The organism is Hydrogenophaga pseudoflava (assembly GCF_031020795.1).
GTDB lineage: Bacteria > Pseudomonadota > Gammaproteobacteria > Burkholderiales > Burkholderiaceae_C > Hydrogenophaga > Hydrogenophaga pseudoflava_A.
In genome coordinates this window covers 765572-791156 of the sequence record NZ_JAVHJP010000001.1, presented here as the reverse complement: position 1 = coordinate 791156, position 25585 = coordinate 765572, and the positions used below count along the sequence as shown (strand labels likewise).

Below are 25585 nucleotides of genomic sequence, written 5' to 3'. Positions count from 1 at the left end.
TAAAATCCTCCGGTTGTCTCCCGTTTCCGTGCGAATTCCAATCAACCCGACGCCGTCCCCGTGACGACAGCCCCAGACATGAAATTGCCTGCATCACTTCTTTGCGCCGCCGCAGCGGCCGTCCTGTCGTTCAGCGCTCATGCTCAGACTGCCAAGCCCGACCTCGCCAAGGGCGCTGCCCTGTACGGCCAGGTGTGCGTGGCCTGTCACGCGGCCGATGGCAACTCGACCACGCCTGCGAACCCCAAGATTGCCCACCAGCACCCCGAGTACCTGGTCAAGCAGCTGCAGGAGTTCAAGTCTGGCAAGCGCGACAACGCGGTGATGAAGGGCTTTGCCTCCGCCCTGTCCGACGAGGACATGCGCAACATCGCCTACTGGCTGGCCGACCAGAAGGCCACCACCGGTTTCGCCACCGAAAAAGGCCTGGTTCGCGCCGGTGAGCGCATCTACCGCGGTGGCATCCCCGACCGCCAGATCGCCGCCTGCGCCGGCTGCCACGGCCCCACCGGCTCCGGCATTCCGGCCCAGTACCCGCGCCTGTCGGGTCAGCACGCGGAATACACCCGCACCCAGCTCAATGCCTTCCGCGCCGGCGCCCGCAACAACAATGCCCAGATGACCGGTGTGGCTGCCAAGATGAACGACATGGAAATCAAGGCCGTGTCCGACTACATCGCCGGCCTGCGCTGACCGGAAGACCCCCGCGATCTCCGGGGATATAAGCGACCAATAATATTTGGCGGGAAAATGCGGGTGCGTTTGCGTGCCGGTTGAACCGCCAGCCTTCTGACGACTCACAACAGGGTGTGTTCTGGCTGTCCCGGAACCGCCCTGTTTTTGTTTTCGACGCCTTCATGACCGCTACCACCCAAGGTTTCCAGCTTCGATCCGGCTCCCGTGTGCTTGGCAACGTGGTCGAATTGCTGTCATCGATGCGGTTCGCGATCTCGCTGCTGACCGTGATCTGCATCGCCTCGGTGATTGGCACCGTGGTCAAGCAGCACGAACCGCTGAACAACTACGTCAACCAGTTCGGGCCGTTCTGGGCCGAGGTGTTTGGCAAGGCCGGCCTGTTCACGGTCTACAGCGTCTGGTGGTTCCTGCTGATCCTGGCGTTTCTCGTGATCAGCACCTCGTTGTGCATCGTTCGCAACACCCCCAAGATCTTTGCCGATTTCAAGGCCTTCAAGGAAAACATCCGCGAGCAGAGTCTGAAGTCCTTTCCGCACCGGGCGGAAAGCACGCTGGCCGAAGCGCCGGAGACGGCGGCGCACCGGGTGGGCCAGACCTTGCTGGCTTCCGGGTGGCGGGTGAAGTTGCAGTCGCGCGCACTGTCGGAAGGGCAGGGCTGGATGGTCGCTGCCAAGAAGGGCACGGCCAACAAGATCGGCTATCTGGCGGCGCACAGTGCCATCGTTCTGGTGTGTATCGGTGGCCTGCTCGACGGTGACCTGATCGTCCGCGCGCAGATGTGGTTCAACGGCAAGAGCTCGTTCAGCGGCGGCGGCATGATCGCCGACGTGCCGGCGCAGCACCGTCTCTCGCCTTCCAACCCGACCTTCCGCGGCAACCTGCTGGTGACCGAAGGCACCAGTTCGTCCACCGCCATCCTCAGTCAGTCCGACGGTGTGCTGCTGCAGGATCTGCCGTTCTCGGTCGAGCTCAAGAAGTTCATCGTCGAGTACTACGACACCGGCATGCCCAAGCTGTTCGCGAGCGACATCGTGATTCACGACCACGAGACGGGCGAAAAGAAGCCGGCGCGGGTCGAGGTCAACCATCCGGCCAGCCACCGCGGCATCAACATCTACCAGTCCAGCTTCGACGACGGCGGCTCGAAGGTGAGCTTGCAGGCCTTTCCGATGGGGGCGGTGGTGGCTCCGTTCGAGATTTCGGGTGTGATTGGCGGCTCGTCTTCGCTGACCAACGGCGACAGCAAGCTCACGCTGGAATACACCGGCCTTCGGGTCATCAACGTCGAGAACTTCAGCCAGGACGACAGCGCTGCCACGGATGTGCGCAAGGTCGACCTGCGCGAATCGATTGAAAGCAGACTGGGCTCGGGCCACAAGACGGTCACCGAAAAGAAGCTGCGCAACGTCGGCCCCAGCATCACCTACAAGCTGCGGGACGCGGCGGGGCAGGCGGTGGAGTTCCACAACTACATGCTGCCGATGGAGTTGGATGGCGCCCGCGTGTTCCTGATGGGCGCGCGCGAGACCCCGTCCGAGCCGATGCGCTATTTGCGCGTTCCGGTCGACGACAAGGACAGCATCGAGGGCTTTGTGCGCCTGCGCTCGGCACTGGCCGACCCATCCATGCGCGCCCAGGCGGTCAAGCGCTACGCCGCGATGGCCGTGGAGCCGGACAAGCCGGAGCTCAGTCAGGCGCTGGAGGCGTCGGCGCAGCGGGCCATCAGCCTGTTTGCCGGCGCGGAAAAGCTGCCGCCCGTCAAGGACGCTCCTCCGGGAACGGATGCCGAGATCCGCGGAGGCCTTCCGGCGGTGTCTGCGTTTCTGGAATCCAATGTGCCAGCGGCCGAGCGCGAACGTGCCAGCGAGGTGCTGGTGCGCATCCTCAACGGCACGTTGTTCGAACTTGCCCAGCTGGGCCGCGCGCAGGCCGGCCTGGCCCCGCTGCCGCGTGATGATGCCACCCAGCAGTTCATGTCGCGCGCCGTGCTCAGCCTGAGCGACAGCTTCTATTACCCGGCACCGATGACTTTTCAGCTCAAGAACTTCGAGCATGTGCAGGCCAGCGTCTTCCAGGTGGCGCGGGCTCCGGGACAGACCATCGTCTATCTCGGCTGCGTGTTGCTGATCCTGGGCGTGTTTGCAATGCTGTATGTGCGCGAACGCCGCGTCTGGATCTGGCTCGCCCCGGGTGCGGACGGCCACAGCCAGGTGTCCATGGCCCTGTCGTCCAACCGCAAGACCATGGAGTCGGACCAGGAGTTCGACCAGTTGAAGACCCAATTGCTGAAGGTGAATGCATGAACACCGCCACCCAGACTTTTGAATTGAAGAACAACCGGCAGGGTGCTGGCCTCGGGCCGGGTTTCCTGGCGAGCCGCACGGTTTGGGACTGGCTGTTCGCCGCCCTGGTGGTCTGCGGAGCGGCCTGGGCGTTTGTGCGTTACGCCGACGCGATGGACATCTACGAAAAGTGGATCCTGGTCGGTGCAGCACCGGTACTGATCTGGCTGGGCTGGTTCTGGCGCCCGATGAGCCGACTGATGGCCGTCGTCGCCGCCCTGTCCCTGCTGGCCATCTGGCTCTACTTTCCGCCAGATGGCGGGGTTGCCGAGTTGGCACGCGCCGACTCGGTGTTCCTGTTGAAGTACTTCATCTCCAGCCAGTCGGCCATTCTCTGGATGAGCATGCTGTTCTTCATGAGCACGGTGTTCTACTGGCTCGGCATGTTCTCGCGCGACGGCAACACCTTTGAGACGCTGGGTTCGCGAATGGCCTGGGTGGCGGTGACGCTGGCCCTGGTGGGCACCATGGTGCGCTGGTTCGAGAGCCACCAGATCGGCCCCGACATCGGCCACATCCCGGTCAGCAACCTCTATGAAGTGTTCGTGCTGTTCTGCTGGATGACCGCTGCTTTCTACCTCTATTACGAAGACCAGTACAGGACGCGCTCCATGGGTGCGTTCGTGATGCTGGTGGTCAGCGCCGCGGTCGGTTTTCTGCTCTGGTACACGGTGGTGCGTGAAGCGCACCAGATCCAGCCGCTTGTGCCAGCGCTCAAGAGTTGGTGGATGAAGCTGCACGTGCCGGCCAACTTCATCGGCTACGGCACCTTCGCGATTTCGGCCATGCTGGCCTTCGCCTACCTGATCAAGCAGAGCGCCACCGAGACCCGCTGGTACAAGCTGGCGCCGCTGTTCGTCCTGGGGGTTGTGCTGTGTTTTGAACCCATCGTGTTCCGCCAGGGGGCGGCCGAGAAGGGCGGCAGCTACTGGTTCATCTACTTCGGCGTTTCGGCCCTGATCGTCGGGGGTATCCTGGCGGTGCGCGGTCGCATTGCCGCGCGCCTGCCCAACTTCGAGGTGTTGGACGACGTGATGTACAAGGCGATCGCGGTGGGCTTCGCCTTCTTCACCATCGCCACGGTGCTGGGCGCCTTCTGGGCCGCCGAGGCCTGGGGCGGCTACTGGAGCTGGGACCCCAAGGAAACCTGGGCACTGATCGTCTGGCTGAACTATGCCGCCTGGCTGCACATGCGCCTGATGAAGGGCCTGCGTGGCACGGTGGCGGCCTGGTGGGCCTTGGTGGGCCTGGCGGTGACCACGTTCGCGTTCCTTGGCGTGAACATGTTCCTCTCGGGTCTTCACAGCTACGGCGAGCTCTGACCGCCGAACTTGTAAGAAACTGGCGGCTCCCACGACGGATGTCCATCCTCAGGAGCACGCCATGATCATCCGGTCCACCGACAACGGTTTCCAGCACCCTTTCTCCAGCGAGATCACCTCACGCGACGCATACCTTGGACGTCGCGAGTGGATGCAGCGCATGGCGCTGAGCGCCGCCGGTGCCGCCCTGGCCGCGTGGGCCTCGCGCGACGCGCTGGCGCAGGCAGCGGTGAACCGGCCCGGCAAGCTGTTGCCCCTGCCCTCGGTCCGGTCCGCGGTGGCGGGTGCCTTGGCCGCCGACAAGATCACCGACTACGAACACGCCAGCACCTACAACAACTTTTACGAATTCGGCACAGACAAGTCCGACCCGGTGGCGTATGCGAAGACGCTCAAGCCGCGCCCCTGGACCGTGTCGGTCGAAGGGCTGATCAACAAACCACGGGTGTTCGGCATCGACGACCTGATGAAGCTGGCGCCGATGGAGGAGCGGATCTACCGCCTGCGCTGTGTCGAGGGCTGGTCGATGGTGATTCCCTGGGTGGGCTTTTCTCTGGCCGAGCTGATCCGTCAGGTGGAGCCCCAGGGCAGCGCCAAATACGTCGAGTTCGTGACACTGGCCGACCGCAGCATGATGCCTGGCGTCACCTCGAATGTGCTGCTCTGGCCGTATGTGGAGGGGTTGCGCATGGACGAGGCACGCCATCCGCTGACCCTGCTGGCCTTTGGCATGTACGGTGAGGTGCTGCCCAACCAGAACGGTGCGCCCGTGCGGCTGGTGGTGCCATGGAAGTACGGCTTCAAGAGCGGCAAGTCGCTGGTGAAGATCCGTTTTGTGGAAAAAGAACCGAAGACCGCCTGGAACATCGCCGCGCCGCAGGAGTACGGGTTCTATTCGAACGTGAATCCTGATGTGCCGCATCCGCGCTGGAGCCAGGCGACCGAACGCCGCATCGGCGATGAGGGAGGGCTTTTTGCCAAGCGGCGCAAGACCGAGCGCTTCAACGGCTACGAGACCCAGGTCGGGTCGCTCTATGCCGGCATGGACCTCAAGAAGTTCTACTGATGCGCTGGCTGGGCCATCCGGCAGTCAAGCCGGTGGTGTTCGTGTTGTGGCTGCTGCCGGCGGCCTGGCTGGTGGGGGCGGCTTTCAACGACCGGCTCGGTGCCAACCCGGCCGAAGCGCTGATCCGTTCACTGGGCGACTGGAGCTTGCGTGCGCTGGTGCTGGTGTTGCTGGTCACTCCGCTGCGCGTGTGGACAGGCTGGCCGCAGCTGGCGCGTTTGCGCCGCATGCTGGGACTGTTCGTGTTCTTCTACGCCAGCCTGCACTGGCTGGCCTACGCTTGGTTCGACATGGGCTTCGTATGGCAGGACATCGTGGCCGATGTGCCCAAGCGGCCATTCATTCTTGTGGGCACGCTGGCTTGGCTGCTGCTGCTGGCACTGGCGGCCACGTCGTTCAACCGGGCGATCCGCTGGCTGGGCGCTGCCCGCTGGAAAGCACTGCACCGCGCCGTCTACGCCACCGCGGCTTTGGCGATATTGCACTTTTTCTGGATGAGGGCCGGCAAACAGGACTTCGCGGAGGTCGCGGTGTACGCCACGTTGCTCGGCGGGTTGCTGGGATGGCGCCTGTGGCGCCGGTTCGGGCGTCCGCGGCAAGGCGCACCAGCGGCATCGCGGGTCAGCGCGCGGGAGAAGTCGTGAGGTCGGTGGGCTCTGAGGGGGCCGCAGGGGAGTCCGCCGGGCCGCTCGTTGGCTTTGCGGTGCCCGGCTTTGCCGCTTTTGGAGCCGGCATGTAAAGCGGCCCCTTCTGGCCGCAGCCTGCGAACGCCACTGAAGCGACCACCAAGGCCACTGCAGACCATGCACTGCAACGGGACATACGGCCACCTACAATGGTTTTGTTCGACATAGTGGTGGCATTGTAATGACCGATTCCGAATACATGGACCTGGCCGAGGCGCTCCTGAGGGCAGTGGAGCGCGGCTGCGACCGCATCAATGACGAGAGCGACGCCGACCTCGACAACCAGCGGGTGGGCGGCATGATCACGCTGACGTTCTCCAACCGCAGCCAGATCATCATCAATCTGCAGAAACCGCTGCATGAAGTGTGGATGGCGGCGCGCGCGGGTGGGTTCCACTACAAGTGGGACGGCCGTCAGTGGACCGACACCAAAGGCCACGGAGAGTTCTTTGTCCACCTGTCTCAGTGCGCCAGCGAACAGGCTGGGCAGCCGCTGGTGTTCAGTTCCTGAAAAGGTCCAGGATGCTGCGCCGGTCCTCGCCTTCGGCAGGCGTCTTTCCGGTGTTTCCGTTGTCCTGTTCGCTGGCACCGGGTTCTCCGGTCGAGGAAGACCCAGGCCAGGGGTCGTTCAGCCCCAGGCCGCGCACCCCGCGGCCCGGTCCGTACTCTTCGTAGTACCACTCGTTGCCCACATGGATCACTCCGGCCGGGGCTTCGATCTCGCTCACGGGGACTCCCTTGAGGGCCTCGGCCATGTATGAAATCCAGATCGGCAGGCTCAGGCCTCCGCCGGTTTCGCGGCTGCCGAGGTTGCGCGGCGTGTCGTAGCCGACCCAGGCCGCCGCGACCACCGTGGGCTGGTAGCCCACAAACCATGCGTCCATCGAGTCGTTGGTGGTGCCCGTCTTGCCGTAAAGATCGGGGCGCTTGAGCACCGCCTGCGCGCGAGCGGCTGTCCCCGAGCGCGTGATTTCCTGGAGCAGGTTGCTCATCACAAATGCATTGCGAGGCTCAATGGCCCGCTGGGATTCACTCGGCGCGGCAGGCTGGCTGTCGTACAGCACCCGCCCCTTGTGCTCGACCACCTTGGTGACCAAAGATGGCGTCACACGGTAGCCGCCGTTGGCGAAGACGGCGTAACCTGCCGCCATCTGCATTGGCGTGACGGCTCCGGCACCGAGGGCCATGGTGAGGTAGGGAGGGTGTTTGTCCGCCTCGAATCCAAATCGGGTCACCCATTCCTGTGCGCTTTGTGTGCCAACGAGCTGCAGTACACGGATGGACACCATGTTCTTGGAACGCGCCAGCGCCCGCCGGATCGACATCGGTCCCTCAAACTGACCGTCGTAGTTCTTGGGTTCCCAGGGCTTGCCGCCTGTTTCCGCGGCCGAGTAGAACAACGGGGCGTCGTTCACCACGGTTGTGGGTGTCACCCCCTTTTCCAGGGCCGCCGAGTAAACGAAGGGCTTGAAGCTGGAACCCGGCTGACGCCAGGCCTGGGTCACGTGGTTGAATTTGTTCTTCTGGAAGTCGAAACCGCCCACGAGGGCCCTGATCGCTCCGTTGCGGGGGTCCATGGCCACAAACGCCGACTCGACTTCGGGCAACTGGGAAATACGCCAGGTGTTGTTGGGCCCCTTGACCACCCGAATGATTGCTCCAGGACGGATGCGCAGATTCGGAGCGGCGCGCTCACTCAACCCCGATGCGGCAGGACGCAGGCCTTCTCCCGTGATTTCGAACGGGTCTCCGTCCTGCCGGATCGCGACCACTTTGCGCGGGCTGGCAGCGAGCACCACGGCCGACATCAGGTCGTCGTTGTCGGGGCGCTCGTTGAGAGCCTCGTCAATGAAATCCGCCTGCGCAGCCCTGTCTTCTGGCAAGTTGATGAACTGCTCGGGGCCGCGGTACGCCTGGCGGCGTTCGTAGTCCAGGATGCCCTGACGCAATGCCCGATAAGCTGCCTCCTGTTCGTTGGCTTTCAGGCTGGTAGTGACCACCAGGCCGCGGGTGTAGGCCTCTTCGCCGTACTGCTGCACCATGGCCTGGCGGACCATCTCGGCCACGTATTCGGCATGCACCTTGAGCTGGACATGCATCGGGCGAAGCCTGAGCTCCTCGGCCTTGGCTTGCTGCGCCTCGTCCGCCGTGATGAAGCCGTTCTCCAGCATCCGGTCGATGATGTACAGCTGCCGGACACGGGCCCGCTTGGGGTTGCTGATCGGGTTGTAGGCCGAGGGCGCTTTGGGCAGACCGGCCAGCATCGCCGCTTCGGCGACGGTGACATCCTTGAGTTGTTTGCCGAAGTATGTCTGCGCCGCTGTGGAGAATCCATAAGCACGCTGACCCAGAAAGATCTGGTTCATGTAGATCTCGAGGATCTGCTCCTTGGTCAGCAGGTGTTCCAGCTTGAAAGTCAGCAGCACCTCGTAAATCTTGCGGGTGTAGCTCTTTTCTGCGGACAGGTAGACGTTGCGAGCTACCTGCATCGTGATGGTCGACGCGCCCTGGCTTTTGGATTGACCCAGGTTGGCCAGCGCCGCTCTGAGCATCCCCCTGTAATCGACCCCGTTGTGCTCGAAGAACCGTGAGTCCTCAATGGCAAGCACGGCGTGTTTCATGACATCCGGGATGTCCTTGATCGACAGCAGATTGCGCCGTTCTTCTCCAAACTCTCCAATCAGCTGGCCGTCTGCGGTGAGGACACGCAGCGGCAACTTCGGACGATAGTCGGCCAGATCGGCCACGTCGGGAAGATTGGGGTAGGCGACCGCCAGCGCCAATCCAACGCCCATGAGCAGGGCCAGCACCGAAGCAACCACCAATCCGGCTACCGTGGCCAGCGCTTTGCCGATCCATCGGAGCACGCCGGGAGCACCGGTGGGTCGATCGGGTTTTGATACGTCGGTCTCTGGGGCCATGCGTTGAGTGAAAAGCTGGGTTGGAACATCAAAACTCAGGCCCCTGAGTGACGACCCGGAACGCTGGCACCCTATTGTCGACGGTCAGCGCCTGCCGCGGTCTTGAGGGGGGTGTTACCCCGTCCTCGCCCGACTTTTTGCGTATGCTTTTGACAACGTTTCTGTTTGTGCCAAACATGTAAATTCTTTGCTGCACAAAGGGCTTGCTGCTAGCATTGAAGTGATTTCTTAAGTCCGGCGCCCTCTGGCGCCACCATTTCTGGGGGCCACCTTGATCTCATTGGGGTCGTTATTCAGCCGGGATCCGGCGCCGCTGCTGGGCATCGATGTGAGCTCGTCGAGCGTCAAGCTGGTTGAACTGGGGCGCAACCGATCCGGAGATCTGGTCCTGGAGAGATGCGCCATCGAGCCGCTGGAGCGGGGCTGGATTACCGATGGCAACATCGAAAAGTTCGACGAGGTGGCGGAGGCGGTTCGCCGGGTGGTGCGCAAGAGTGGCAGCAAGACGAAAAACGTGGCCATGGCCTTGCCGGCATCGGCCGTGATCACCAAGAAGATTGTTCTTCCTGGCGGCCTGTCTGACAAAGAGCTCGAGGCTCAGGTTGAATCAGAGGCCAACCAATACATTCCGTTTTCGCTGGACGAAGTGAGTCTGGACTTCTGTGTGGTCGGCCCTAGCGCCAACTCTGCTGGCGACGCGGAAGTGTTGATTGCCGCCTCCCGCAAGGAGAAAGTGTCTGATCGTCAGGGGCTTGCGGAAGCCGCTGGGCTCAAGCCGGTGATCATGGACGTTGAGCCCTTCGCGTCCCGAATGGCCGCGGGCCGCGTTATTGAGACGTTGCCCAACCAGGGGGTTGACTCTCTGGTGGCGTTGTTTGAAGTGGGTGCCATGACCACCAGCATGCAGGTGATGCGCAATGACGATGTGCTGTATGAGCGTGACCAGGCCTTTGGCGGCGCGCAGCTTACGCAGCTGATCGTGCGGCAATACGGATTCTCTGCAGATGAGGCGGAGGCGAAAAAGCGCTCAGGCGATTTGCCGGAGGACTATCGATCCGCCGTGCTCGAGCCGTTTATCGAAAGCATGGCCCAGGAGGTTGGGCGGGCGCTCCAGTTCTTTTTCACCAGCACGCCGCACAACAAAGTCGACCATATCTTGCTCGCTGGCGGGAGTGCTGCGTTGCCCGGATTGACCGAGGCCGTGACCCATCAGACCTCCTTTGCATGCATGGTGATCAACCCCTTTGACGGGATGGAGATGGCCTCCACTGTCCACGCAAGAAAGATCGCCAGGGAGGCTCCCTCTTACCTTACCTCCACTGGCCTGGCTCTGCGGAGGTTTCATCAATGATTCTCATCAACCTGCTGCCGCACCGTGAAGCAACGCGGAAGCGGCGGAAAGAGCAGTTCTTCACCCAATTGGGTTTGTCCGCTCTGCTCGGAGGCATCATCTGTGGAGCGGTGTACACGTGGTACCAAGGTCGCATTGCCGACCAGCAGGCTCGCAACGCTTTTCTGAAGCAGGAAACTGCACGCCTGGACGCGGAAATCAAGGACATCGCGACGTTGCAGGCGCAGATTGCGTCGCTCCGTGCCCGTCAGACAGCCGTTGAAGATTTGCAGGCTGATCGTAATATGCCGGTCCACCTGTTGGAGGAGTTGGTGAGTGAGCTGCCAGACGGGATCTATCTGCGAAGTATGAAACAGGAAAGCCAGAGTGTGTTGCTGACGGGTACTGCTCAATCACAGGAGCGGGTGTCTGATTTTCTGCGCAGCCTATCAACCAAGACCAAATGGCTGATCAAGCCGGAGCTTATTGAGATCGTTGCGGCCAATGCTTCTGTATCAAACAAGGAGCAGCGCAGGGTGTCCAACTTCACGATACGCGCCATGCTGAACCGTCCTTCCAGTGCTGCAAAGGCGGTAGAAGCGCCCGTGGCGAAACCATCCAAGCCGGCTGCGAGAGCTGCAGCCGCGGGCAAACTTTAAGGGGGGTTGCAAAAATGGCCAAACCCTCCAAAGTCTCCGTGGACTTGAAATCGGTCCAGGAAAATCTGCGTCAGCAGTTCTCCGGGCTGGATCCCAACGACCCGTCTCAGTGGCCAGCGCTGCCGAGAAACCTGCTTTTTGTTGTTGTGTGTATTGCGGTGATTGCCGCTCTTTGGTTCACCTGGCTCAAAACCGTTGATGAAGAGCTTTTGACGGAACAATCTCGTGAACAGACGTTGCGTGAGGACTATCGAAAAAAGCTGGTGCAAGCTGTCAATCTGGACGCTCTGAAGAAACAGCTGGAACAGGTGCAACAGTACGTCGCGCAGTTGGAGAAGCAACTTCCGAGCAAGGCTGAAATGGATGCTCTGCTTTCTGATATTAACCAGGCTGGCCTGGGAAGAAGCTTGCAGTTCGAGCTTTTCCGGCCAGGACAGGTTTCAGTCAAGGAATACTATGCTGAACTGCCGATTACCGTGAAGGTCACCGGTGGTTATCACGATATCGGGCTGTTTGCTGCAGATATTGCCAATTTGTCCCGAATTGTGACTTTGAACAATCTGGCCATTGTCCCTGTAAAGGATAGGGATGGTTTTTTGACGCTCGACTGCGTGGCCAAAACGTTTAGATATCTCGACCAGGAAGAAGTTGCCATGCAGCAAAAAGCGTCCACAGGTAAGACGCCTGCGGGCAAAAAATCGACTGGGGCGGCCAAATGAACACCGTGCGTGTTGTTGGTGGATGCTTGATTCTGTCCTTGGCTATGGGCGTTGCAGGTTGTGCGGACTCCGATCAGGAGGAGTTGAGCGCATGGATGCTGCGCGAGAGAAACTCCATCAAGCCGGATGTGAAGCCGATTCCGGAGCCCACCAAATTTGAGCCTTACGCTTATGGCGGAGAGCGCTTCATTGAGCCCTTCAGCAACGAGAAACTCGCCAGTATCCTCAAGAGCGGCCAAGCCCTGCCGTCTGGACAGTCTGCGCTTATCGAGCCAGAGTTGAACCGTCGAAAGCAACCTCTTGAGGCATTTCCCCTGGATTCGATGAAGATGGTCGGGAGCCTGAGCCGGAATGGCCAGCTTGTGGGATTGTTGAAGGTTGATGCCCTTTTGTACCAAGTGACCCCTGGAAGTTACATCGGTCAAAACTATGGGCGTATTCTGAAAATCGAAGAAAACCAGATCGTCCTGCGCGAAATTGTGCAGGATGCGGCCGGCGAGTGGATTGAGCGTCCTGCGGCATTGCAGTTACAAGAGGAATCGACCAAATGAAAAAGATGCATCAGGTGACGTTGCTTGGTGGGCGCGAGAACGTTTTTCGTGGTTTGGCATTGTTTGCAGGCTCTTTGCTGGCTTGTACCTTTGTATATGCGCAGAATGCCATCCAGTCCCTTACTGGCAGCGTCCAATCTGGCGCTGAGGTCATTCGTATTGAAACTGCGGAGCCGTTGAGTGCTGTTCCAGCTGGTTTCACAATCCAGTCTCCTGCGCGCATTGCTCTGGACTTCCCTGGTGTTGTGAATGGCATCGGACGCAGCTCGGTGGATATCGGGCAGGGCAACATCCGATCCGCCAATGTCGTGCAGGCGGGAGATCGGACGCGGGTCGTTATCAACCTCAAGCAGCCTTCGACATACCAGGCCAAGCTCGATGGAAAGACCCTGTTGTTGGTTCTCGATAGCTCAACTTCGGTTTCGGCAACACCGGCAGCACAATCTGCGCCCCCGGCAGCATTTGCTCCTTCCGGTAATGTGGATTCCGCCGCACTCAAGGACATTGACTTTCGTCGCGGGGTGGGCAATTCCGGGCGGGTGGTGGTCGAGCTTGCCAACAACCAAACCGGGGTGGATATCCGGCAGCAAGGCAAGGATCTTGTGGTGGACTTCCTGAAGACCACCCTCCCGGAAGGACTGCGGAGAAAGCTGGACGTGACCGATTTCGGGACTCCTGTCCAGTCCGTGGTGACGAGCCAAGTGGGTGACCGGGTGCGCATGCTGGTGACGCCCACGGGTTTGTGGGAGCACTCCGCGTACCAGAGTGACAACCAGTTCGTGCTGGAGATCCGTGAGCAGAAACTGGATCCGTCGAAACTGACCCAGGGGCCGGGTTACAACGGAGAAAAACTCTCTCTGAACTTCCAGAACATCGAGGTGCGCTCGTTGTTGCAGGTGATCGCTGACTTCACCAATTTCAACGTAGTGACTTCCGACTCCGTTTCCGGCGCTGTGACCCTTCGTCTCAAGGATGTGCCTTGGGATCAGGCTTTGGACATCATCCTTCAAGCCAAGGGTTTGGGAATGCGCAAGAGCGGCAACGTTCTCTGGATTGCGCCCAAGGACGAAATCGCGGCGCGCGAGAAGCAGGAACTGGAATCCAAGGCTTCGGTTGAAAGCCTGGAGACTTTGCGCACGCAGGGTTTCCAGATGAATTACGCCAAGGCCAGTGACATCGCCGGGCAAATCACAGGCGCGGGTGGGGCCGCTGGAGCGGGCGGTGCCAGCGCGCGGATCCTCTCCGCACGGGGTAGCGTGATCGCCGAGCCGCGCACCAATCAGCTGTTCGTGACAGACATTCCCTCCAAGCTGGAGCAGGTGCAGCAGTTGATCGCCAAGCTGGACATTCCGGTGCGTCAGGTGTTGATCGAGGCGCGCATCGTGGAGGCGGACGATCGGTTCGGACGCTCGCTCGGCGTACGGCTGGGTGGCAGCGATTTGCGCGGCGTTCGTGGCGGCGAGGCGGGATACCCGGTCAGCGGCCCCAACCGGGTGGCGATCGGCGGCAGCTACAACGCGGTCTCTAGCACGACTGTCGAGTCCGAAAACACGATGGACACCGTCAACACGAGTTTCGTCAATCTGCCTTCGACGGGTGCGGGCGGTTTTCTGCCTGCAGCTTTCGCTGTGTCGCTGTTCAGTTCCGCTGCCAACCGGTTCCTGAACCTGGAGATTTCCGCGCTTGAGGCGGATGGTCGGGGCAAGATTGTTTCCAGTCCACGGGTGGTGACGGCGGATCAAGTCAAGGCCTTGATCGAACAAGGTACCGAGTTCCCTTATCAGACCGCGACGTCCAGTGGGGCCACAGCGGTTGCGTTCCGCAAGGCCAACCTGAAGCTGGAAGTGACGCCCCAGATCACGCCAGAAGGCAACATCATTCTCGACGTGGACATCAACAAAGACAGCCGTGGTGAAACGACGGCGGCCGGCATTGCCATCAATACCAAGCATGTGCAGACCCAGGTGCTGGTGGAGAACGGCGGAACGGTGGTGATCGGTGGCATCTTCACAGAAGAGGAGACCGAGGATGTGGCCAAGGTGCCGCTGTTTGGTGACTTGCCGATTGTCGGAAACCTGTTCAAGAACAAGAACAAGTCGTCGCGTAAACAGGAGTTGCTGATCTTCATTACGCCTCGTTCGATCACTGAAGGCGCAATGGCGCGCCGCTGAACTGACTGAATTTAGGAGTTACGCATGCTGAAAAAAACGGCGCAAGTTGCGGGAAGTCTTGTGGTGGCAATCGGTTTGGCATCTTGCGGGGGGGGCGGAGACATTGCGGGAGACTCGACTGAGTTTTCGGTCAGTCCGGATGAAGCCAAGCTGACAGTGATTTCTGAAACCGGTAGCTGTGCGAGCGCAGCAAACGCAGATCCCACCGTTTTTACGATCATTGGTGGCCAAGCGCCGTTCCGTATTGTCAATGCAAACCCGGGGGGGTTGATTGTCGACAAGACTGAGGCCACGGGCAAAGACCCAAAGTTTACTGTTCGGCCTACTGGACAATGTGGTGATCCATTTGTGATTACTGTTCTGGATTACCACTCTAGAACTGCCACGGTCGAATTCACTGTCGAAGCCGAAAAGCCCGACGAGGAAACCACGCCTGCTGAATGACAGTTGGTCCTGACAGGTGTCAGGATGTTGAGCGGCGCTTGCTATCCTTTCTTGGTAGCAGGCGCCATTGACTTTAATGAGTTGATCACTTGTCCTCCATCGCACTGATCGGTTTGCCCGGTTCCGGCAAATCGACCATCGGCCGTCAACTCGCGCGGCGGCTTTCTCTGTCTTTCTCGGACTCCGATCATGTGATCGAGCATCGCCTGGGATGTTCGATTCGGGAGTTTTTCGAGCGAGAGGGTGAAGACAGGTTCAGGGACATCGAAGAGTCCGTGATTGATGAGCTGTCCCAGGGGCAGGACAGTGTGCTCTCGACGGGCGGGGGGGCTGTGCTGCGCCCAGCCAACCGGCAGCGGCTTCGTGACCGTTGTCAGGTGGTCTACCTGCGGTCGTCCCCAGAGGAGGTTTTCCGTCGTTTGCGGCACGACCGCAACCGCCCGCTGCTGCAGGTGGCCGATCCCTTGCAACGACTGAAAGACCTGTACGCGGTGCGCGATCCTCTGTACCGGGAGGCTGCACACTACGTCATCGACACCGGACGGCCTTCGGTGTCCACGCTGGTGAACATGATCGTCATGCAACTGGAACTGGCGCCCGGAGGGACTTCTCGGGCGTGACCGGGTCTGGTCTCCGACGAGCAGCGTTACCGGTTCCCGTGCCGTGAAGGCCTGGCTCTACACTCGGGGCATGCATCGAGATCTTTCCCCTTCGGGCGGCGAACAGGTGGTCATCGACCTGGGCGACCGCAGTTACAGAATTGACATTGCGGCCGGCTTGCTGGACCGGGCTGAGGCATTTTCGGGACTGCCGGTGGCTACAGCCGCCATGATCGTGACGAACGAGACCGTGGCGCCTCTCTATCTGGATCGCCTGCGGCGCTCGCTGGAACCACACTACCCCTCGGTCCTGCATGTGGTGTTGCCGGACGGCGAAGCATTCAAGACCTGGGAAACGCTGAACCTGATCTTCGACGCTCTGCTGGGCGCTGCGTGTGATCGGAAGACGGTTCTGTTTGCCCTGGGAGGAGGTGTGGTGGGCGACATGACCGGTTTCGCTGCAGCCGCGTTCATGAGGGGCGTGCCCTTCGTGCAGGTGCCCACCACCTTGCTGGCGCAGGTGGATTCTTCGGTGGGGGGCAAGACGGCGATCAACCACCCGCTGGGCAAAAACATGATCGGTGCCTTCTACCAGCCGCAGAGGGTGCTGTGCGATCTGGCCACACTCGACACGCTGGCTGAGCGTGAACTCAGTGCGGGGCTGGCCGAGGTGATCAAGTACGGGCCGATCGCCGACATGGCGTTTCTCCACTGGATCGAACACAACATGGCGGCCCTGCGTGCGAAAGACCCTCAGGCGATGGCGCATGCCGTCAAGCGCAGTTGCCAGATCAAGGCGGAGGTGGTGGGGCAAGATGAACGTGAGTCGGGGCTGCGGGCGATCCTGAACTTCGGACACACCTTCGGCCATGCCATCGAGGCGGGGATGGGCTACGGCGCCTGGCTGCACGGTGAGGCCGTGGGTTGCGGCATGGTGATGGCCACGCGGCTGTCCGCGCGCATGGGGCTGGTCTCCGAGGCTTTTGTCGAGCGCATCCAGGCGGTGGTGACCGCGGCGGGTCTTCCGGTGCGCGCGCCCGTGCTGGACGAGGTCGACAACGTGGGGCGTTACCTGTCCCTGATGCGCCTGGACAAGAAGTCGGAGGCGGGCGAGATTCGTTTTGTGCTGGTGGACGGGACCGGCAAGGCCCTGATGCAAGGGGCCCCGGACATGTTGGTGGGCGAGGTCATTACCGAAAGTTGTGGCGGGTGAAGCCCAGGTTGTTCGCTTCCTATGCGGCCGATCCGGCGCGCAGCCGGGGGCGCCGCTTTGCCGAGCCTGAGGCTCCCACCCGCTCGGTGTTCCAGCGCGACCGCGACCGGATCATTCATTCCACCGCGTTCCGGCGCCTGGTCTACAAGACGCAGGTTTTCCTGAACCATGAAGGCGACCTGTTCCGCACCCGGCTGACGCATTCTCTTGAGGTGGCGCAGCTCGGGCGCAGCATTGCGCGCACCCTTGGGCTCAACGAGGATCTGGTCGAGGCGATTGCCCTGGCCCACGATCTCGGGCATACACCCTTTGGCCATGCGGGACAGGACGCGCTCAATGCGTCCATGAGGGCTGCGCGCCCGCAAACACCATCCACCGACGAGGCGGACTGGGGCTTCGAGCACAACCTGCAGAGTCTGCGGGTGGTCGATGCGCTGGAGGAGCGCTACCCGGCGTTTGACGGGCTGAACCTGACCTTCGAGACCCGGGAAGGCATCCTCAAGCACTGCTCCAGAGTCCATGCGCAGCGCCTGTTGAAGGCCGAGCCCGGCGGTGTGGCCCAGAGGTTTGTGACCGGAGGCTGCCCGTCGCTCGAGGCGCAGCTGTGCAATCTGGCCGACGAGATTGCGTACAACGCCCACGACATCGACGACGGCGTGCGCTCCGGGTTGCTGACCCTGGAGCAGATCTCCGAGGTGCCCCTGTTTGACCGCTATCGCCGCCAGGCCTTGGGCGCGCACCCCGACCTGGGCGGCCGTCGGCTGCTGTTCGAGTCGATCAGACTGATGCTCAGCGACCAGGTCTACGACGTGATCGACACCACGCGCGCCCGCATTGAGGCCTCCGGGGTGGAGACGCTCGACGACGTGCGCGCGCAGGCGCGTCCGTTGGTGGGTTTCTCCGATGCGATGAAGGCCGAATCGCAGGCGCTCAAGCACTTCCTGTTGCGCAACCTGTACCGCCACCCGCAGGTGATGGACACCACGGAGCGGGCGGCGCAGGTGGTGACCGAACTGTTCTCGATGTACCTCGAGCGCCTGGACGAGTGGCCGCACTCGCCGTTGAAGGTCCGCCAGCCCGCGCGGGCGGTGGCCGACTACATCGCCGGGATGACGGACCGCTTTGCCATCCGGGAACACCAGCGCCTGAGCGGTCGTGTGCTGTTTCCCTGAGCGTCCATGAACCTTCCGGCGTCTCCCGTGCGTTCCGGCACCACCGACGACCGGGGTGTGGCCCTTGTGGTGGTCGGTGTGGGGGTGTGCTCAGCGCTGCATGTGGGCAAACTGCCTGTGGCGATTCCCTACCTCCAGGCCGAGTTGGGACTGAATCTGGTGCAAGCCGGTTTCCTGCTGTCGCTGGTGCAGTTGGCGGGGCTGTCGCTGGGGCTGGTGGTCGGCCTGCTGGCCGACCGGCTGGGGCCGCGCCGGGTGATGCTGGCGGGATTGTGCGTGCTGGCCGCGGGCAGCGCCGGTGGAGCGCTCGCGCCTGACGTGAACCGGCTGCTGCTGTCCCGGGTGGTGGAGGGCGCCGGATTCCTTCTGACGGTGCTGCCGGCACCTGGCCTGCTGAGGTTGCACCTGCACGACCCGGTGCGTCTGTCCCGGGCGCTGGGGTGGTGGGGGACCTACATGCCGATGGGCACCGCACTGGCGCTGTTGCTGGGCGTACCGCTGATGGCCTGGTCGGGCTGGCGCACCACCTGGTGGCTGCTGGCGCTGGCTGGTCTGGCTGCGGCGGCCTGGCTGGCGCTGCGGGTGCCTGCTCCGGCGGCCGGCTCAGGAGAGGCAGCCGCTGCGGCATCGTCCCTGTGGCCGCGTCTGAAGCGGACTTTGCAGGCGCCGGGGCCCTGGCTGGTCGCCTTGGGCTTTCTGCTGTATTCAGGCCAGTGGCTGGCGGTCATCGGTTTTCTGCCGACGATTTATGTGCAGTCAGGCCTGGGAGCCACCGAGGTGGCGGTGCTGAGCGCACTGGCCGCGGCGGTGAACATGGTGGGCAATGTGGCGGCTGGGCGGTGGCTCGCCCGGGGGGCGCGCCCCGGCGTGCTGGTGGCGCTCGGCTACGGCGCGATGGCGGCGGGGGCCGTGGTCACCTTTGGGGCGGTGGGTCATCCGGTGTTGCAGTACCTGGCCGTGCTGCTGTTTTCGTCGGTTGGAGGGCTCATTCCGGGCACCCTGTTTGGCGTGGCGGTGGTGCTGGCCCCGGGCCGGGACACGGTGTCCACAACCGTGGGCTGGATGCAGCAGTTCTCGGCGCTGGGCCAGTTCATCGGTCCGCCTGCCGTGGCCTGGTGGGTGACCCGTGTGGGCGGATGGCAGTGGACCTGGGTGGTGACGGGCGCCTGCTCCCTGCTCGGCCTGCTGCTGGCCGCGCGGCTGCAGCGCGAGTGGCGCGGTCGGCCGGGTTCGCCGACCCGGTGAGGGGCGATACACTGCCGCCAATGAGGGCGAGAGCCACAGCCGCCAAGGGCAGGACCAAGAGGACGGAACGGAACCCATGAGCTATCTCCAGCAGCTCAAACGACAGGCGCAGGCCCGCCAGGCCGAGCAGGGCGAACAGCAGCACGGGCTGGAAGCCCGCACCGCGGCCACCGAAGCGGCCTGTCAGGTGGTCTGGAACTACCTGTCCGAGCTGGCGCGCCAGCTGAGCGTGATCCAGCCGGCGGCGCTGCGGCTGGGGCTCGATCACAAGCACCTGTGGCCCGACATGCGGCAGTACGATTTCCGGTTCGACGCCCGGAAGAAACGCCTGCGCGACCGCGAGGTGTTCGACTACCTTGCGCTGGGCTGGAAGCTGGGGCCGCGCGAAGGCGAGGTGCGCCGGGGGCGGGTGAGCGTCAACTTCCCGCCGGACCTCGAACGGGTCCAGAAGCGCCTGGCCGCCGGCCACGTGGTGCACGAGCGCACCGAGCAGCGGCATCCCGAGTCCAACGCCTTGCTGGCCATCGTCTTCGATTTCGAGATGGCGGCGCGGGCGAGCGTGATGGTGACGGCCGATCATGATGCGGCGTTGCTGAGGTTCCGGCTGGCCTGCGTCGGTGGCATGGAGGTCTTGACGACCGGGCTGCCGGTCGGCCAGGTGAGTCCCGCCCGGCTGGACGAACTGGCGCGCCTGATCGTGGGTGAGCCCAGCCAGTTCCTCTAGAGTGCCTGAAAGCCCCGGGGAGATAATCGGGGTCGGATTCCAACGGAGACTGTCTTGGCTCGACTGGCCCGCCTGACCCTGCCGGGGCAGGTTCATCACGTGATGCACCGTGGCAACAACCGGCAGGCCGTCGTGCTGGACGACACCGACCGCGAGGCCCTGCTGGACCTGCTTCAGGCGCGCGCCGAGCAGCTGAAGGTCGCGGTGCATGCTTATGTGCTGATGCCGGACCACTTCCAGCTGTTGTGCACGCCCTCCACCACCGATGGAGTGCCCCGTCTGATGCAAGGCATGGGCAGGGACTATGTGCGCCATTTCAACCGCCGCCACGGCCGCAGTGGCACGCTCTGGGAAGGGCGCTACCGGTCCACGCTGATCCAGGCGGAGCGCCACCTCATGCCCTGCATGGCCTTCATCGATCTGGACCCGGTGCGCGAAGGTTTGAGCCCCGATGCGCAGTCCTACCCCTGGTCCAGTCACCGTCACTACGCGGGCCTGGCGCCGGACCGCCGCATCACGCCCCATGCGCTGTACTGGGGATTGGGCAACACGCCGTTTGCGCGCGAGGCGGCGTACGCCGATTTGGTGCGTGCCGGTCTGAATGCGCAAGAGGTGGGCGCCATTGCCGATGCGCTGTGGCATGGCTGGGCGCTGGGCGACGGGGCCTACATGGAATCGCTTGGCCAAGACACCGATCGTCGGCTGAGCCCGGCACGACCAGGCCGCCCCAAAAAGCCATTGTCCTGACGGCATCAGGAAAATTTCCTTTGGAATCAAGTCTCCTTGTGTCTTTTTAATCTGACCCTTATTTACTTAGGGCCGTTACTATTTTTATTTTTTAAGAATCTGACCCCAATTATTCCTCTTGGCATTGATGTTGCAGTGCATTAAGCTTCGCGTCCCGCGCATTTTTGCCATGCCCTTGTCCAGAAAAGGAAGCGCCATGACCACGGCAGCCGAACAACAGCAGTTCCAGCAACAGGGTCTGTACGACCCGGCCAACGAGCACGACGCCTGCGGCGTCGGTTTTGTGGCCCACATCAAGGGCGAAAAGCGTCACGACATCGTGACCCAGGCGCTCAAGATTCTGGAGAACATCGATCACCGCGGCGCCGTCGGTGCCGACAAGCTGATGGGCGACGGCGCGGGCATCCTGATCCAGCTGCCGGACGCGCTGTACCGCGAAGAGATGGCCAAGCAGGGCGTGACCCTGCCTCCGGCCGGCGAATACGGCGTGGGCATGATCTTCCTGCCCAAGGAGCACGCTTCCCGTCTGGCCTGCGAGCAGGAGATGGAGCGCGCGATCAAGGCCGAAGGCCAGGTGCTGCTGGGCTGGCGCGACGTACCGGTCAACAAGGACATGCCCATGTCCCCGACGGTGCGCGAGAAAGAACCGATCATGCGGCAGGTCTTCATCGGTCGCGGTACCGACGTGATCGTGCAGGACGCGCTGGAGCGCAAGCTGTACGTGATCCGCAAGACCGCCAGCGCCCACATCCAGGCGCTCAAGCTCAAGCACAGCAAAGAGTATTACGTGCCCAGCATGAGCAGCCGCACCGTGGTCTACAAGGGCCTGCTGCTGGCCGACCAGGTGGGCACCTACTTCCTCGACCTGCAGGACCCGCGCTGCGTCTCGGCCCTGGGCCTGGTGCACCAGCGCTTCTCGACCAACACCTTCCCCGAGTGGCCGCTGGCCCACCCTTACCGCTACGTGGCGCACAACGGCGAAATCAACACCGTCAAGGGCAACTACAACTGGATGAAGGCGCGCGAAGGCGTGATGTCCTCGCCGGTGCTGGGCGCCGACCTGCAGAAGCTCTACCCGATCAGCTTCGCTGGCCAGTCCGACACCGCCACCTTCGACAACTGCCTCGAGCTGCTGACCATGGCCGGCTACCCCATCAGCCAGGCCGTGATGATGATGATTCCCGAGCCCTGGGAACAGCACACCATGATGGATCCGCGCCGCCGCGCGTTCTACGAGTACCACGCTGCCATGCTGGAGCCCTGGGACGGCCCGGCCTCCATCGTGTTCACCGACGGTCGCCAGATCGGCGCCACGCTGGACCGCAACGGCCTGCGCCCCTCGCGTTACTGCATCACCGACGACGACCTGGTCATCATGGGTTCGGAGTCGGGCGTGCTGCCGATCCCGGAAAACAAGATCGTGCGCAAGTGGCGCCTGCAGCCCGGCAAGATGTTCCTGATCGACCTGGAGCAGGGCCGCATGATCGACGACGAGGAGCTCAAGGCCAACCTCGCCAACAGCAAGCCCTACAAGCAGTGGATTGAGAACCTGCGCATCCGCCTGGACGACGTGGAGCATCCCGTCGCCGGCGAAGACGCGGTCGAACTGCCCATCGCCAAGACCGAGCCGCAGTCCACAGGCACCGAGCGCGTCTCGCCCGAGCTGCTGGACCAGCAGCAGGCCTTCGGCTTCACGCAGGAAGACATCAAGTTCCTGCTCAGCCCCATGGCCGCCAACGGCGAAGAGGGCATCGGCTCCATGGGCAACGACAGCCCGCTGGCCGTGCTCTCGGGCAAGAACAAGCCGCTGTACAACTACTTCAAGCAGCTGTTCGCCCAGGTGACCAACCCGCCCATCGACCCGATCCGCGAAGCGATCGTGATGTCTCTGGTGTCCTTCGTCGGTCCCAAGCCCAACCTGCTGGACATCAACCAGGTCAACCCGCCGATGCGGCTGGAAGTCAGCCAGCCGGTGCTGGACGCGGCCGACATGGCCAAGCTGCGCAACATCGAGTCGGTGACGCAGGGCAAGTTCAAGAGCGCCACGCTGGACATCACCTACCCGGTCAGCTGGGGCAAGGAAGGCGTGGAAGCCAAGCTGGCCTCGCTGTGTGCCGAGGCCGTGGACGCGATCAAGGGTGGCAAGAACATCCTGATCATCAGCGACCGCGGTGTCAGTCGCACCCAGGTGGCCGTGCCGGCGCTGCTGGCGCTGTCGGCCGTGCACCAGCACCTGGTGCGCGAGGGTCTGCGCACGACCGCCGGTCTGGTGGTCGAGACCGGCACCGCGCGCGAGGTGCACCACTTCGCCGTGCTGGCGGGCTACGGCGCCGAAGCCGTGCACCCCTACCTGGCCATGGAAACCCTGCAAGCGATCGCCTCGGATCTGCCGGGCGAGCTGAGCGCCGACAAGGCGATCTACAACTACATCAAGGCGATCGGCAAGGGCCTGTCCAAGATCATGTCCAAGATGGGCGTGAGCACCTACATGTCCTATTGCGGCGCCCAGCTGTTCGAAGCCATCGGCCTAAACAGCGAGACCGTGTCCAAGTACTTCACCGGTACCGCCAGCCGCGTGGAAGGCATCGGCGTGTTCGAGATCGCCGATGAAGCCATCCGCATGCACAAGGCCGCCTACGGCGACGACCCGGTGCTGGCCAGCATGCTGGAAACCGGCGGCGAATACGCATGGCGCGCCCGTGGCGAAGAGCACATGTGGACGCCCGACGCGATTGCCAAGCTGCAGCACAGCACGCGCGCCAACAACTGGAACACGTACAAGGAGTACGCCCAGATCATCAACGACCAGAGCCGGCGCCACATGACGCTGCGCGGCCTGTTCGAATTCCGCATCGACCCGTCCAAGGCGATTGCCATCGACGAGGTGGAGCCGGCCAAGGAGATCGTCAAGCGCTTCGCCACGGGTGCCATGTCGCTGGGCTCCATTTCCACCGAAGCGCACGCCACGCTGGCCGTGGCCATGAACCGCATCGGCGGCAAAAGCAACACCGGCGAAGGCGGCGAAGACGCGCTGCGCTACCGCAACGAGCTCAAGGGCATCCCGATCAAGCAGGGCCAGACCATGTCCGACCTGCTGGGCAACATCTTCGAGGTGGACTACCCGCTCGAAGCCGGCGACTCGCTGCGCTCCAAGATCAAGCAGGTCGCGTCGGGCCGCTTCGGTGTCACGGCCGAATACCTGTCCAGCGCCGACCAGATCCAGATCAAGATGGCCCAGGGTGCCAAGCCCGGTGAAGGCGGCCAGCTGCCTGGCGGCAAGGTGTCGGAATACATCGGCAAGCTGCGCCATAGCGTGCCGGGCGTGGGCCTGATCTCACCGCCGCCGCACCACGACATCTACTCGATCGAGGACCTGGCCCAGCTGATCCACGACCTGAAGAACGTGGCGCCGCACAGCGACATCAGCGTCAAGCTGGTGTCTGAGGTCGGTGTGGGCACCATCGCCGCCGGCGTGGCCAAGTGCAAGGCCGATCACGTGGTGATCGCCGGCCACGACGGTGGCACGGGCGCCTCGCCCTGGTCGTCGATCAAGCACGCCGGTTCGCCCTGGGAGATCGGTCTGGCCGAAACCCAGCAGACCCTGGTGCTCAACCGCCTGCGCAGCCGCATCCGCGTGCAGGCCGACGGCCAGATGAAGACCGGCCGCGACGTTGTCATCGGCGCGCTGCTGGGTGCCGACGAGTTCGGCTTCGCCACGGCACCCCTGGTGGTCGAGGGCTGCATCATGATGCGCAAGTGCCACCTCAACACCTGCCCGGTGGGCGTGGCCACGCAGGACCCGGAGCTGCGCAAGAAGTTCTCGGGCAAGCCCGAGCACGTGGTCAACTACTTCTTCTTCATCGCCGAAGAAGCGCGCCAGATCATGGCGCAGCTGGGCATTCGCAAGTTCGACGACCTCATCGGTCGCGCCGACCTGCTGGACATGAAGAAGGGCATCGAGCACTGGAAGGCCCGCGGTCTGGACTTCAGCCGTCTGTTGGCCACCCCGGCGGTTCCGGCCGACGTGCCGCGCCTGCATGTCGGGAAGCAGGACCACGGCCTGGAAAAGTCGCTCGACAACGTGCTGATCGCCAAGAGCCAGGCCGCCATCGAGAAGGGCGAGAAGGTCCAGTTCATCGAGGTGGCCCGCAACGTGAACCGTTCCGTGGGCGCCATGCTCTCGGGCGCGGTCACCAAGGTGCATCCCGAGGGGCTGCCGGACGACACCATCCGCATCCAGCTCGAAGGCACGGGCGGCCAGTCCTTCGGCGCCTTCCTGACCAACGGCATCACGCTCTACCTGATCGGCGACGCCAACGACTACACGGGCAAGGGCCTGTCGGGCGGCCGCGTGGTGGTGCGCCCCAGCATCGACTTCCGCGGCGATTCCACCCGCAACATCATCGTGGGCAACACCGTGATGTACGGCGCCACCTCCGGTGAAGCCTTCTTCAGCGGCGTGGCCGGCGAACGCTTTGCCGTGCGCCTGTCGGGCGCCACGGCGGTGGTCGAAGGCACGGGTGACCACGGGTGCGAGTACATGACCGGTGGCACGGTGGTCGTGCTGGGCAAGACCGGCCGCAACTTCGCAGCCGGCATGAGCGGCGGCATCGCCTACGTCTACGACGAGGACGGCCTGTTCGCCCAGCGCTGCAACACCGCGCAGGTCGCGCTGGAGAAGGTGCTGCCCGCCACCGAGCAGGAAGCCAGCACCGACAAGGCGATCTGGCACCGCGACCAGACCGACGAGGCCCAGCTCAAGAAGCTGCTGCAGGAACACAACCGCTGGACCGGCAGCAAGCGCGCGCGCGAGCTGCTGGACAACTGGGCCGAGGCCCGCGCCAAGTTCGTGAAGGTGTTCCCGACCGAATACAAGCGCGCCCTGGCCGAGATCAACGCCAAGAAGGCGGCTGTGGCCGCCACCGGCAAGGCCCAGAGCAGCGCCAAGAAGCAGACGGCCCCCGCCAAGTAAGAAGCA

21 protein-coding genes are annotated in these 25585 nt (G+C 63.0%); 19 read left to right on the top strand and 2 right to left on the bottom strand.

Annotated elements, in window-relative coordinates; genetic code table 11:
* The first annotated feature begins 78 nt into the window (after positions 1–78).
* From RCO38_RS03875 to RCO38_RS03855, 5 genes are all read left to right on the top strand, one after another.
* The gene (locus RCO38_RS03875) at positions 79–693 is read left to right on the top strand and encodes a c-type cytochrome (RefSeq protein WP_308326969.1); all 615 of its coding nucleotides are present in this window, start codon (positions 79–81) and stop codon (positions 691–693) included.
* 164 nt (positions 694–857) lie between these two features.
* The gene (locus RCO38_RS03870) at positions 858–2999 is read left to right on the top strand and encodes a cytochrome c biogenesis protein ResB (RefSeq protein ID WP_308326968.1); all 2142 of its coding nucleotides are present in this window, start codon (positions 858–860) and stop codon (positions 2997–2999) included.
* Positions 2996–4360 (top strand): c-type cytochrome biogenesis protein CcsB, encoded by a 1365-nt coding sequence (gene ccsB, locus RCO38_RS03865; RefSeq protein ID WP_308326967.1) that lies wholly within the window; start codon positions 2996–2998, stop codon positions 4358–4360. Before RCO38_RS03870 ends, ccsB begins: the two co-directional genes overlap by 4 nt.
* Positions 4361–4421: 61 nt before the next feature.
* Positions 4422–5426 carry a protein-methionine-sulfoxide reductase catalytic subunit MsrP gene (gene msrP / locus RCO38_RS03860; RefSeq protein WP_308326966.1) on the top strand — a complete coding sequence of 335 codons (1005 nt, stop codon included), beginning with the start codon at positions 4422–4424 and terminating at the stop codon, positions 5424–5426.
* Positions 5426–6070, top strand: a complete 645-nt coding sequence (locus tag RCO38_RS03855; RefSeq protein WP_374694503.1) for a sulfite oxidase heme-binding subunit YedZ — start codon at positions 5426–5428, stop codon at positions 6068–6070. Before msrP ends, RCO38_RS03855 begins: the two co-directional genes overlap by 1 nt.
* Here RCO38_RS03855 and lptM read toward each other — a convergent pair.
* Positions 6048–6248: an LPS translocon maturation chaperone LptM gene (gene lptM / locus RCO38_RS03850; protein WP_308327319.1), complete on the bottom strand. Its 201-nt coding sequence runs from the start codon at positions 6246–6248 to the stop codon at positions 6048–6050. The genes RCO38_RS03855 and lptM overlap by 23 nt on opposite strands.
* Positions 6249–6293: 45 nt before the next feature.
* Between lptM and cyaY the strand changes: the two genes are divergently transcribed.
* Positions 6294–6623, top strand: coding sequence for an iron donor protein CyaY (gene cyaY / locus RCO38_RS03845; RefSeq protein ID WP_308326965.1), 330 nt, complete (start codon positions 6294–6296; stop codon positions 6621–6623).
* Here cyaY and RCO38_RS03840 read toward each other — a convergent pair.
* Positions 6613–9033 carry a penicillin-binding protein 1A gene (locus RCO38_RS03840; RefSeq protein ID WP_308326964.1) on the bottom strand — a complete coding sequence of 807 codons (2421 nt, stop codon included), beginning with the start codon at positions 9031–9033 and terminating at the stop codon, positions 6613–6615. The two genes, cyaY and RCO38_RS03840, sit on opposite strands and share 11 nt — an antisense overlap.
* Before the next feature lie 271 nt (positions 9034–9304).
* On the opposite strand from RCO38_RS03840, the gene RCO38_RS03835 reads away from it, so the two are divergent.
* The 13 genes from RCO38_RS03835 (at position 9305) to RCO38_RS03775 (ending at position 25579) form a co-directional block, all read left to right on the top strand.
* Positions 9305–10384 (top strand): pilus assembly protein PilM, encoded by a 1080-nt coding sequence (locus RCO38_RS03835; protein ID WP_308326963.1) that lies wholly within the window; start codon positions 9305–9307, stop codon positions 10382–10384.
* Positions 10381–11022 (top strand): PilN domain-containing protein, encoded by a 642-nt coding sequence (locus RCO38_RS03830; protein ID WP_308326962.1) that lies wholly within the window; start codon positions 10381–10383, stop codon positions 11020–11022. The genes RCO38_RS03835 and RCO38_RS03830 overlap by 4 nt, the downstream gene beginning before the upstream one ends.
* Positions 11023–11036: 14 nt before the next feature.
* Complete coding sequence (locus RCO38_RS03825) at positions 11037–11741, top strand: type 4a pilus biogenesis protein PilO (protein WP_308326961.1); 705 nt, start codon at positions 11037–11039, stop codon at positions 11739–11741.
* On the top strand, positions 11738–12292 hold the full coding sequence (locus tag RCO38_RS03820; RefSeq protein WP_308326960.1) for a pilus assembly protein PilP: 555 nt from the start codon (positions 11738–11740) through the stop codon (positions 12290–12292). Before RCO38_RS03825 ends, RCO38_RS03820 begins: the two co-directional genes overlap by 4 nt.
* Complete coding sequence (gene pilQ / locus RCO38_RS03815; RefSeq protein ID WP_308326959.1) at positions 12289–14463, top strand: type IV pilus secretin PilQ; 2175 nt, start codon at positions 12289–12291, stop codon at positions 14461–14463. Before RCO38_RS03820 ends, pilQ begins: the two co-directional genes overlap by 4 nt.
* Before the next feature lie 24 nt (positions 14464–14487).
* The gene (locus tag RCO38_RS03810) at positions 14488–14907 is read left to right on the top strand and encodes a hypothetical protein (RefSeq protein ID WP_308326958.1); all 420 of its coding nucleotides are present in this window, start codon (positions 14488–14490) and stop codon (positions 14905–14907) included.
* An 89-nt stretch (positions 14908–14996) separates the two neighbouring features.
* Entirely contained in the window at positions 14997–15527 is a 531-nt protein-coding gene (locus RCO38_RS03805) for a shikimate kinase (RefSeq protein WP_308326957.1), read from the top strand.
* A gap of 70 nt (positions 15528–15597) precedes the next feature.
* Positions 15598–16719, top strand: a complete 1122-nt coding sequence (gene aroB / locus RCO38_RS03800; RefSeq protein WP_308327318.1) for a 3-dehydroquinate synthase — start codon at positions 15598–15600, stop codon at positions 16717–16719.
* Between the two features lie 8 nt (positions 16720–16727).
* The gene (locus RCO38_RS03795) at positions 16728–17891 is read left to right on the top strand and encodes a deoxyguanosinetriphosphate triphosphohydrolase (RefSeq protein WP_308326956.1); all 1164 of its coding nucleotides are present in this window, start codon (positions 16728–16730) and stop codon (positions 17889–17891) included.
* 6 nt (positions 17892–17897) lie between these two features.
* On the top strand, positions 17898–19136 hold the full coding sequence (locus RCO38_RS03790) for an MFS transporter (protein WP_308326955.1): 1239 nt from the start codon (positions 17898–17900) through the stop codon (positions 19134–19136).
* 76 nt (positions 19137–19212) lie between these two features.
* Positions 19213–19860, top strand: a complete 648-nt coding sequence (locus tag RCO38_RS03785; protein ID WP_308326954.1) for a hypothetical protein — start codon at positions 19213–19215, stop codon at positions 19858–19860.
* A 54-nt stretch (positions 19861–19914) separates the two neighbouring features.
* The gene (locus RCO38_RS03780; protein ID WP_308326953.1) at positions 19915–20607 is read left to right on the top strand and encodes a transposase; all 693 of its coding nucleotides are present in this window, start codon (positions 19915–19917) and stop codon (positions 20605–20607) included.
* A gap of 196 nt (positions 20608–20803) precedes the next feature.
* Complete coding sequence (locus tag RCO38_RS03775) at positions 20804–25579, top strand: glutamate synthase-related protein (RefSeq protein WP_308326952.1); 4776 nt, start codon at positions 20804–20806, stop codon at positions 25577–25579.
* Positions 25580–25585: the final 6 nt, after the last annotated feature.

What these genes read in the sequence shown, in the direction of transcription:
- RCO38_RS03875 (WP_308326969.1), top strand. Translation starts at nt 79, where the DNA reads ATGAAATTGCCTGCATCACTTCTTTGCGCCGCCGCAGCGGCCGTCCTG.
- RCO38_RS03870 (WP_308326968.1), top strand. Translation starts at nt 858, where the DNA reads ATGACCGCTACCACCCAAGGTTTCCAGCTTCGATCCGGCTCCCGTGTG.
- ccsB (WP_308326967.1), top strand. Translation starts at nt 2,996, where the DNA reads ATGAACACCGCCACCCAGACTTTTGAATTGAAGAACAACCGGCAGGGT.
- msrP (WP_308326966.1), top strand. Translation starts at nt 4,422, where the DNA reads ATGATCATCCGGTCCACCGACAACGGTTTCCAGCACCCTTTCTCCAGC.
- RCO38_RS03855 (WP_374694503.1), top strand. Translation starts at nt 5,426, where the DNA reads ATGCGCTGGCTGGGCCATCCGGCAGTCAAGCCGGTGGTGTTCGTGTTG.
- lptM (WP_308327319.1), bottom strand. Translation starts at nt 6,248, where the DNA reads ATGTCCCGTTGCAGTGCATGGTCTGCAGTGGCCTTGGTGGTCGCTTCA.
- cyaY (WP_308326965.1), top strand. Translation starts at nt 6,294, where the DNA reads ATGACCGATTCCGAATACATGGACCTGGCCGAGGCGCTCCTGAGGGCA.
- RCO38_RS03840 (WP_308326964.1), bottom strand. Translation starts at nt 9,033, where the DNA reads ATGGCCCCAGAGACCGACGTATCAAAACCCGATCGACCCACCGGTGCT.
- RCO38_RS03830 (WP_308326962.1), top strand. Translation starts at nt 10,381, where the DNA reads ATGATTCTCATCAACCTGCTGCCGCACCGTGAAGCAACGCGGAAGCGG.
- RCO38_RS03825 (WP_308326961.1), top strand. Translation starts at nt 11,037, where the DNA reads ATGGCCAAACCCTCCAAAGTCTCCGTGGACTTGAAATCGGTCCAGGAA.
- RCO38_RS03820 (WP_308326960.1), top strand. Translation starts at nt 11,738, where the DNA reads ATGAACACCGTGCGTGTTGTTGGTGGATGCTTGATTCTGTCCTTGGCT.
- pilQ (WP_308326959.1), top strand. Translation starts at nt 12,289, where the DNA reads ATGAAAAAGATGCATCAGGTGACGTTGCTTGGTGGGCGCGAGAACGTT.
- RCO38_RS03810 (WP_308326958.1), top strand. Translation starts at nt 14,488, where the DNA reads ATGCTGAAAAAAACGGCGCAAGTTGCGGGAAGTCTTGTGGTGGCAATC.
- aroB (WP_308327318.1), top strand. Translation starts at nt 15,598, where the DNA reads ATGCATCGAGATCTTTCCCCTTCGGGCGGCGAACAGGTGGTCATCGAC.
- RCO38_RS03790 (WP_308326955.1), top strand. Translation starts at nt 17,898, where the DNA reads ATGAACCTTCCGGCGTCTCCCGTGCGTTCCGGCACCACCGACGACCGG.
- RCO38_RS03785 (WP_308326954.1), top strand. Translation starts at nt 19,213, where the DNA reads ATGAGCTATCTCCAGCAGCTCAAACGACAGGCGCAGGCCCGCCAGGCC.
- RCO38_RS03775 (WP_308326952.1), top strand. Translation starts at nt 20,804, where the DNA reads ATGACCACGGCAGCCGAACAACAGCAGTTCCAGCAACAGGGTCTGTAC.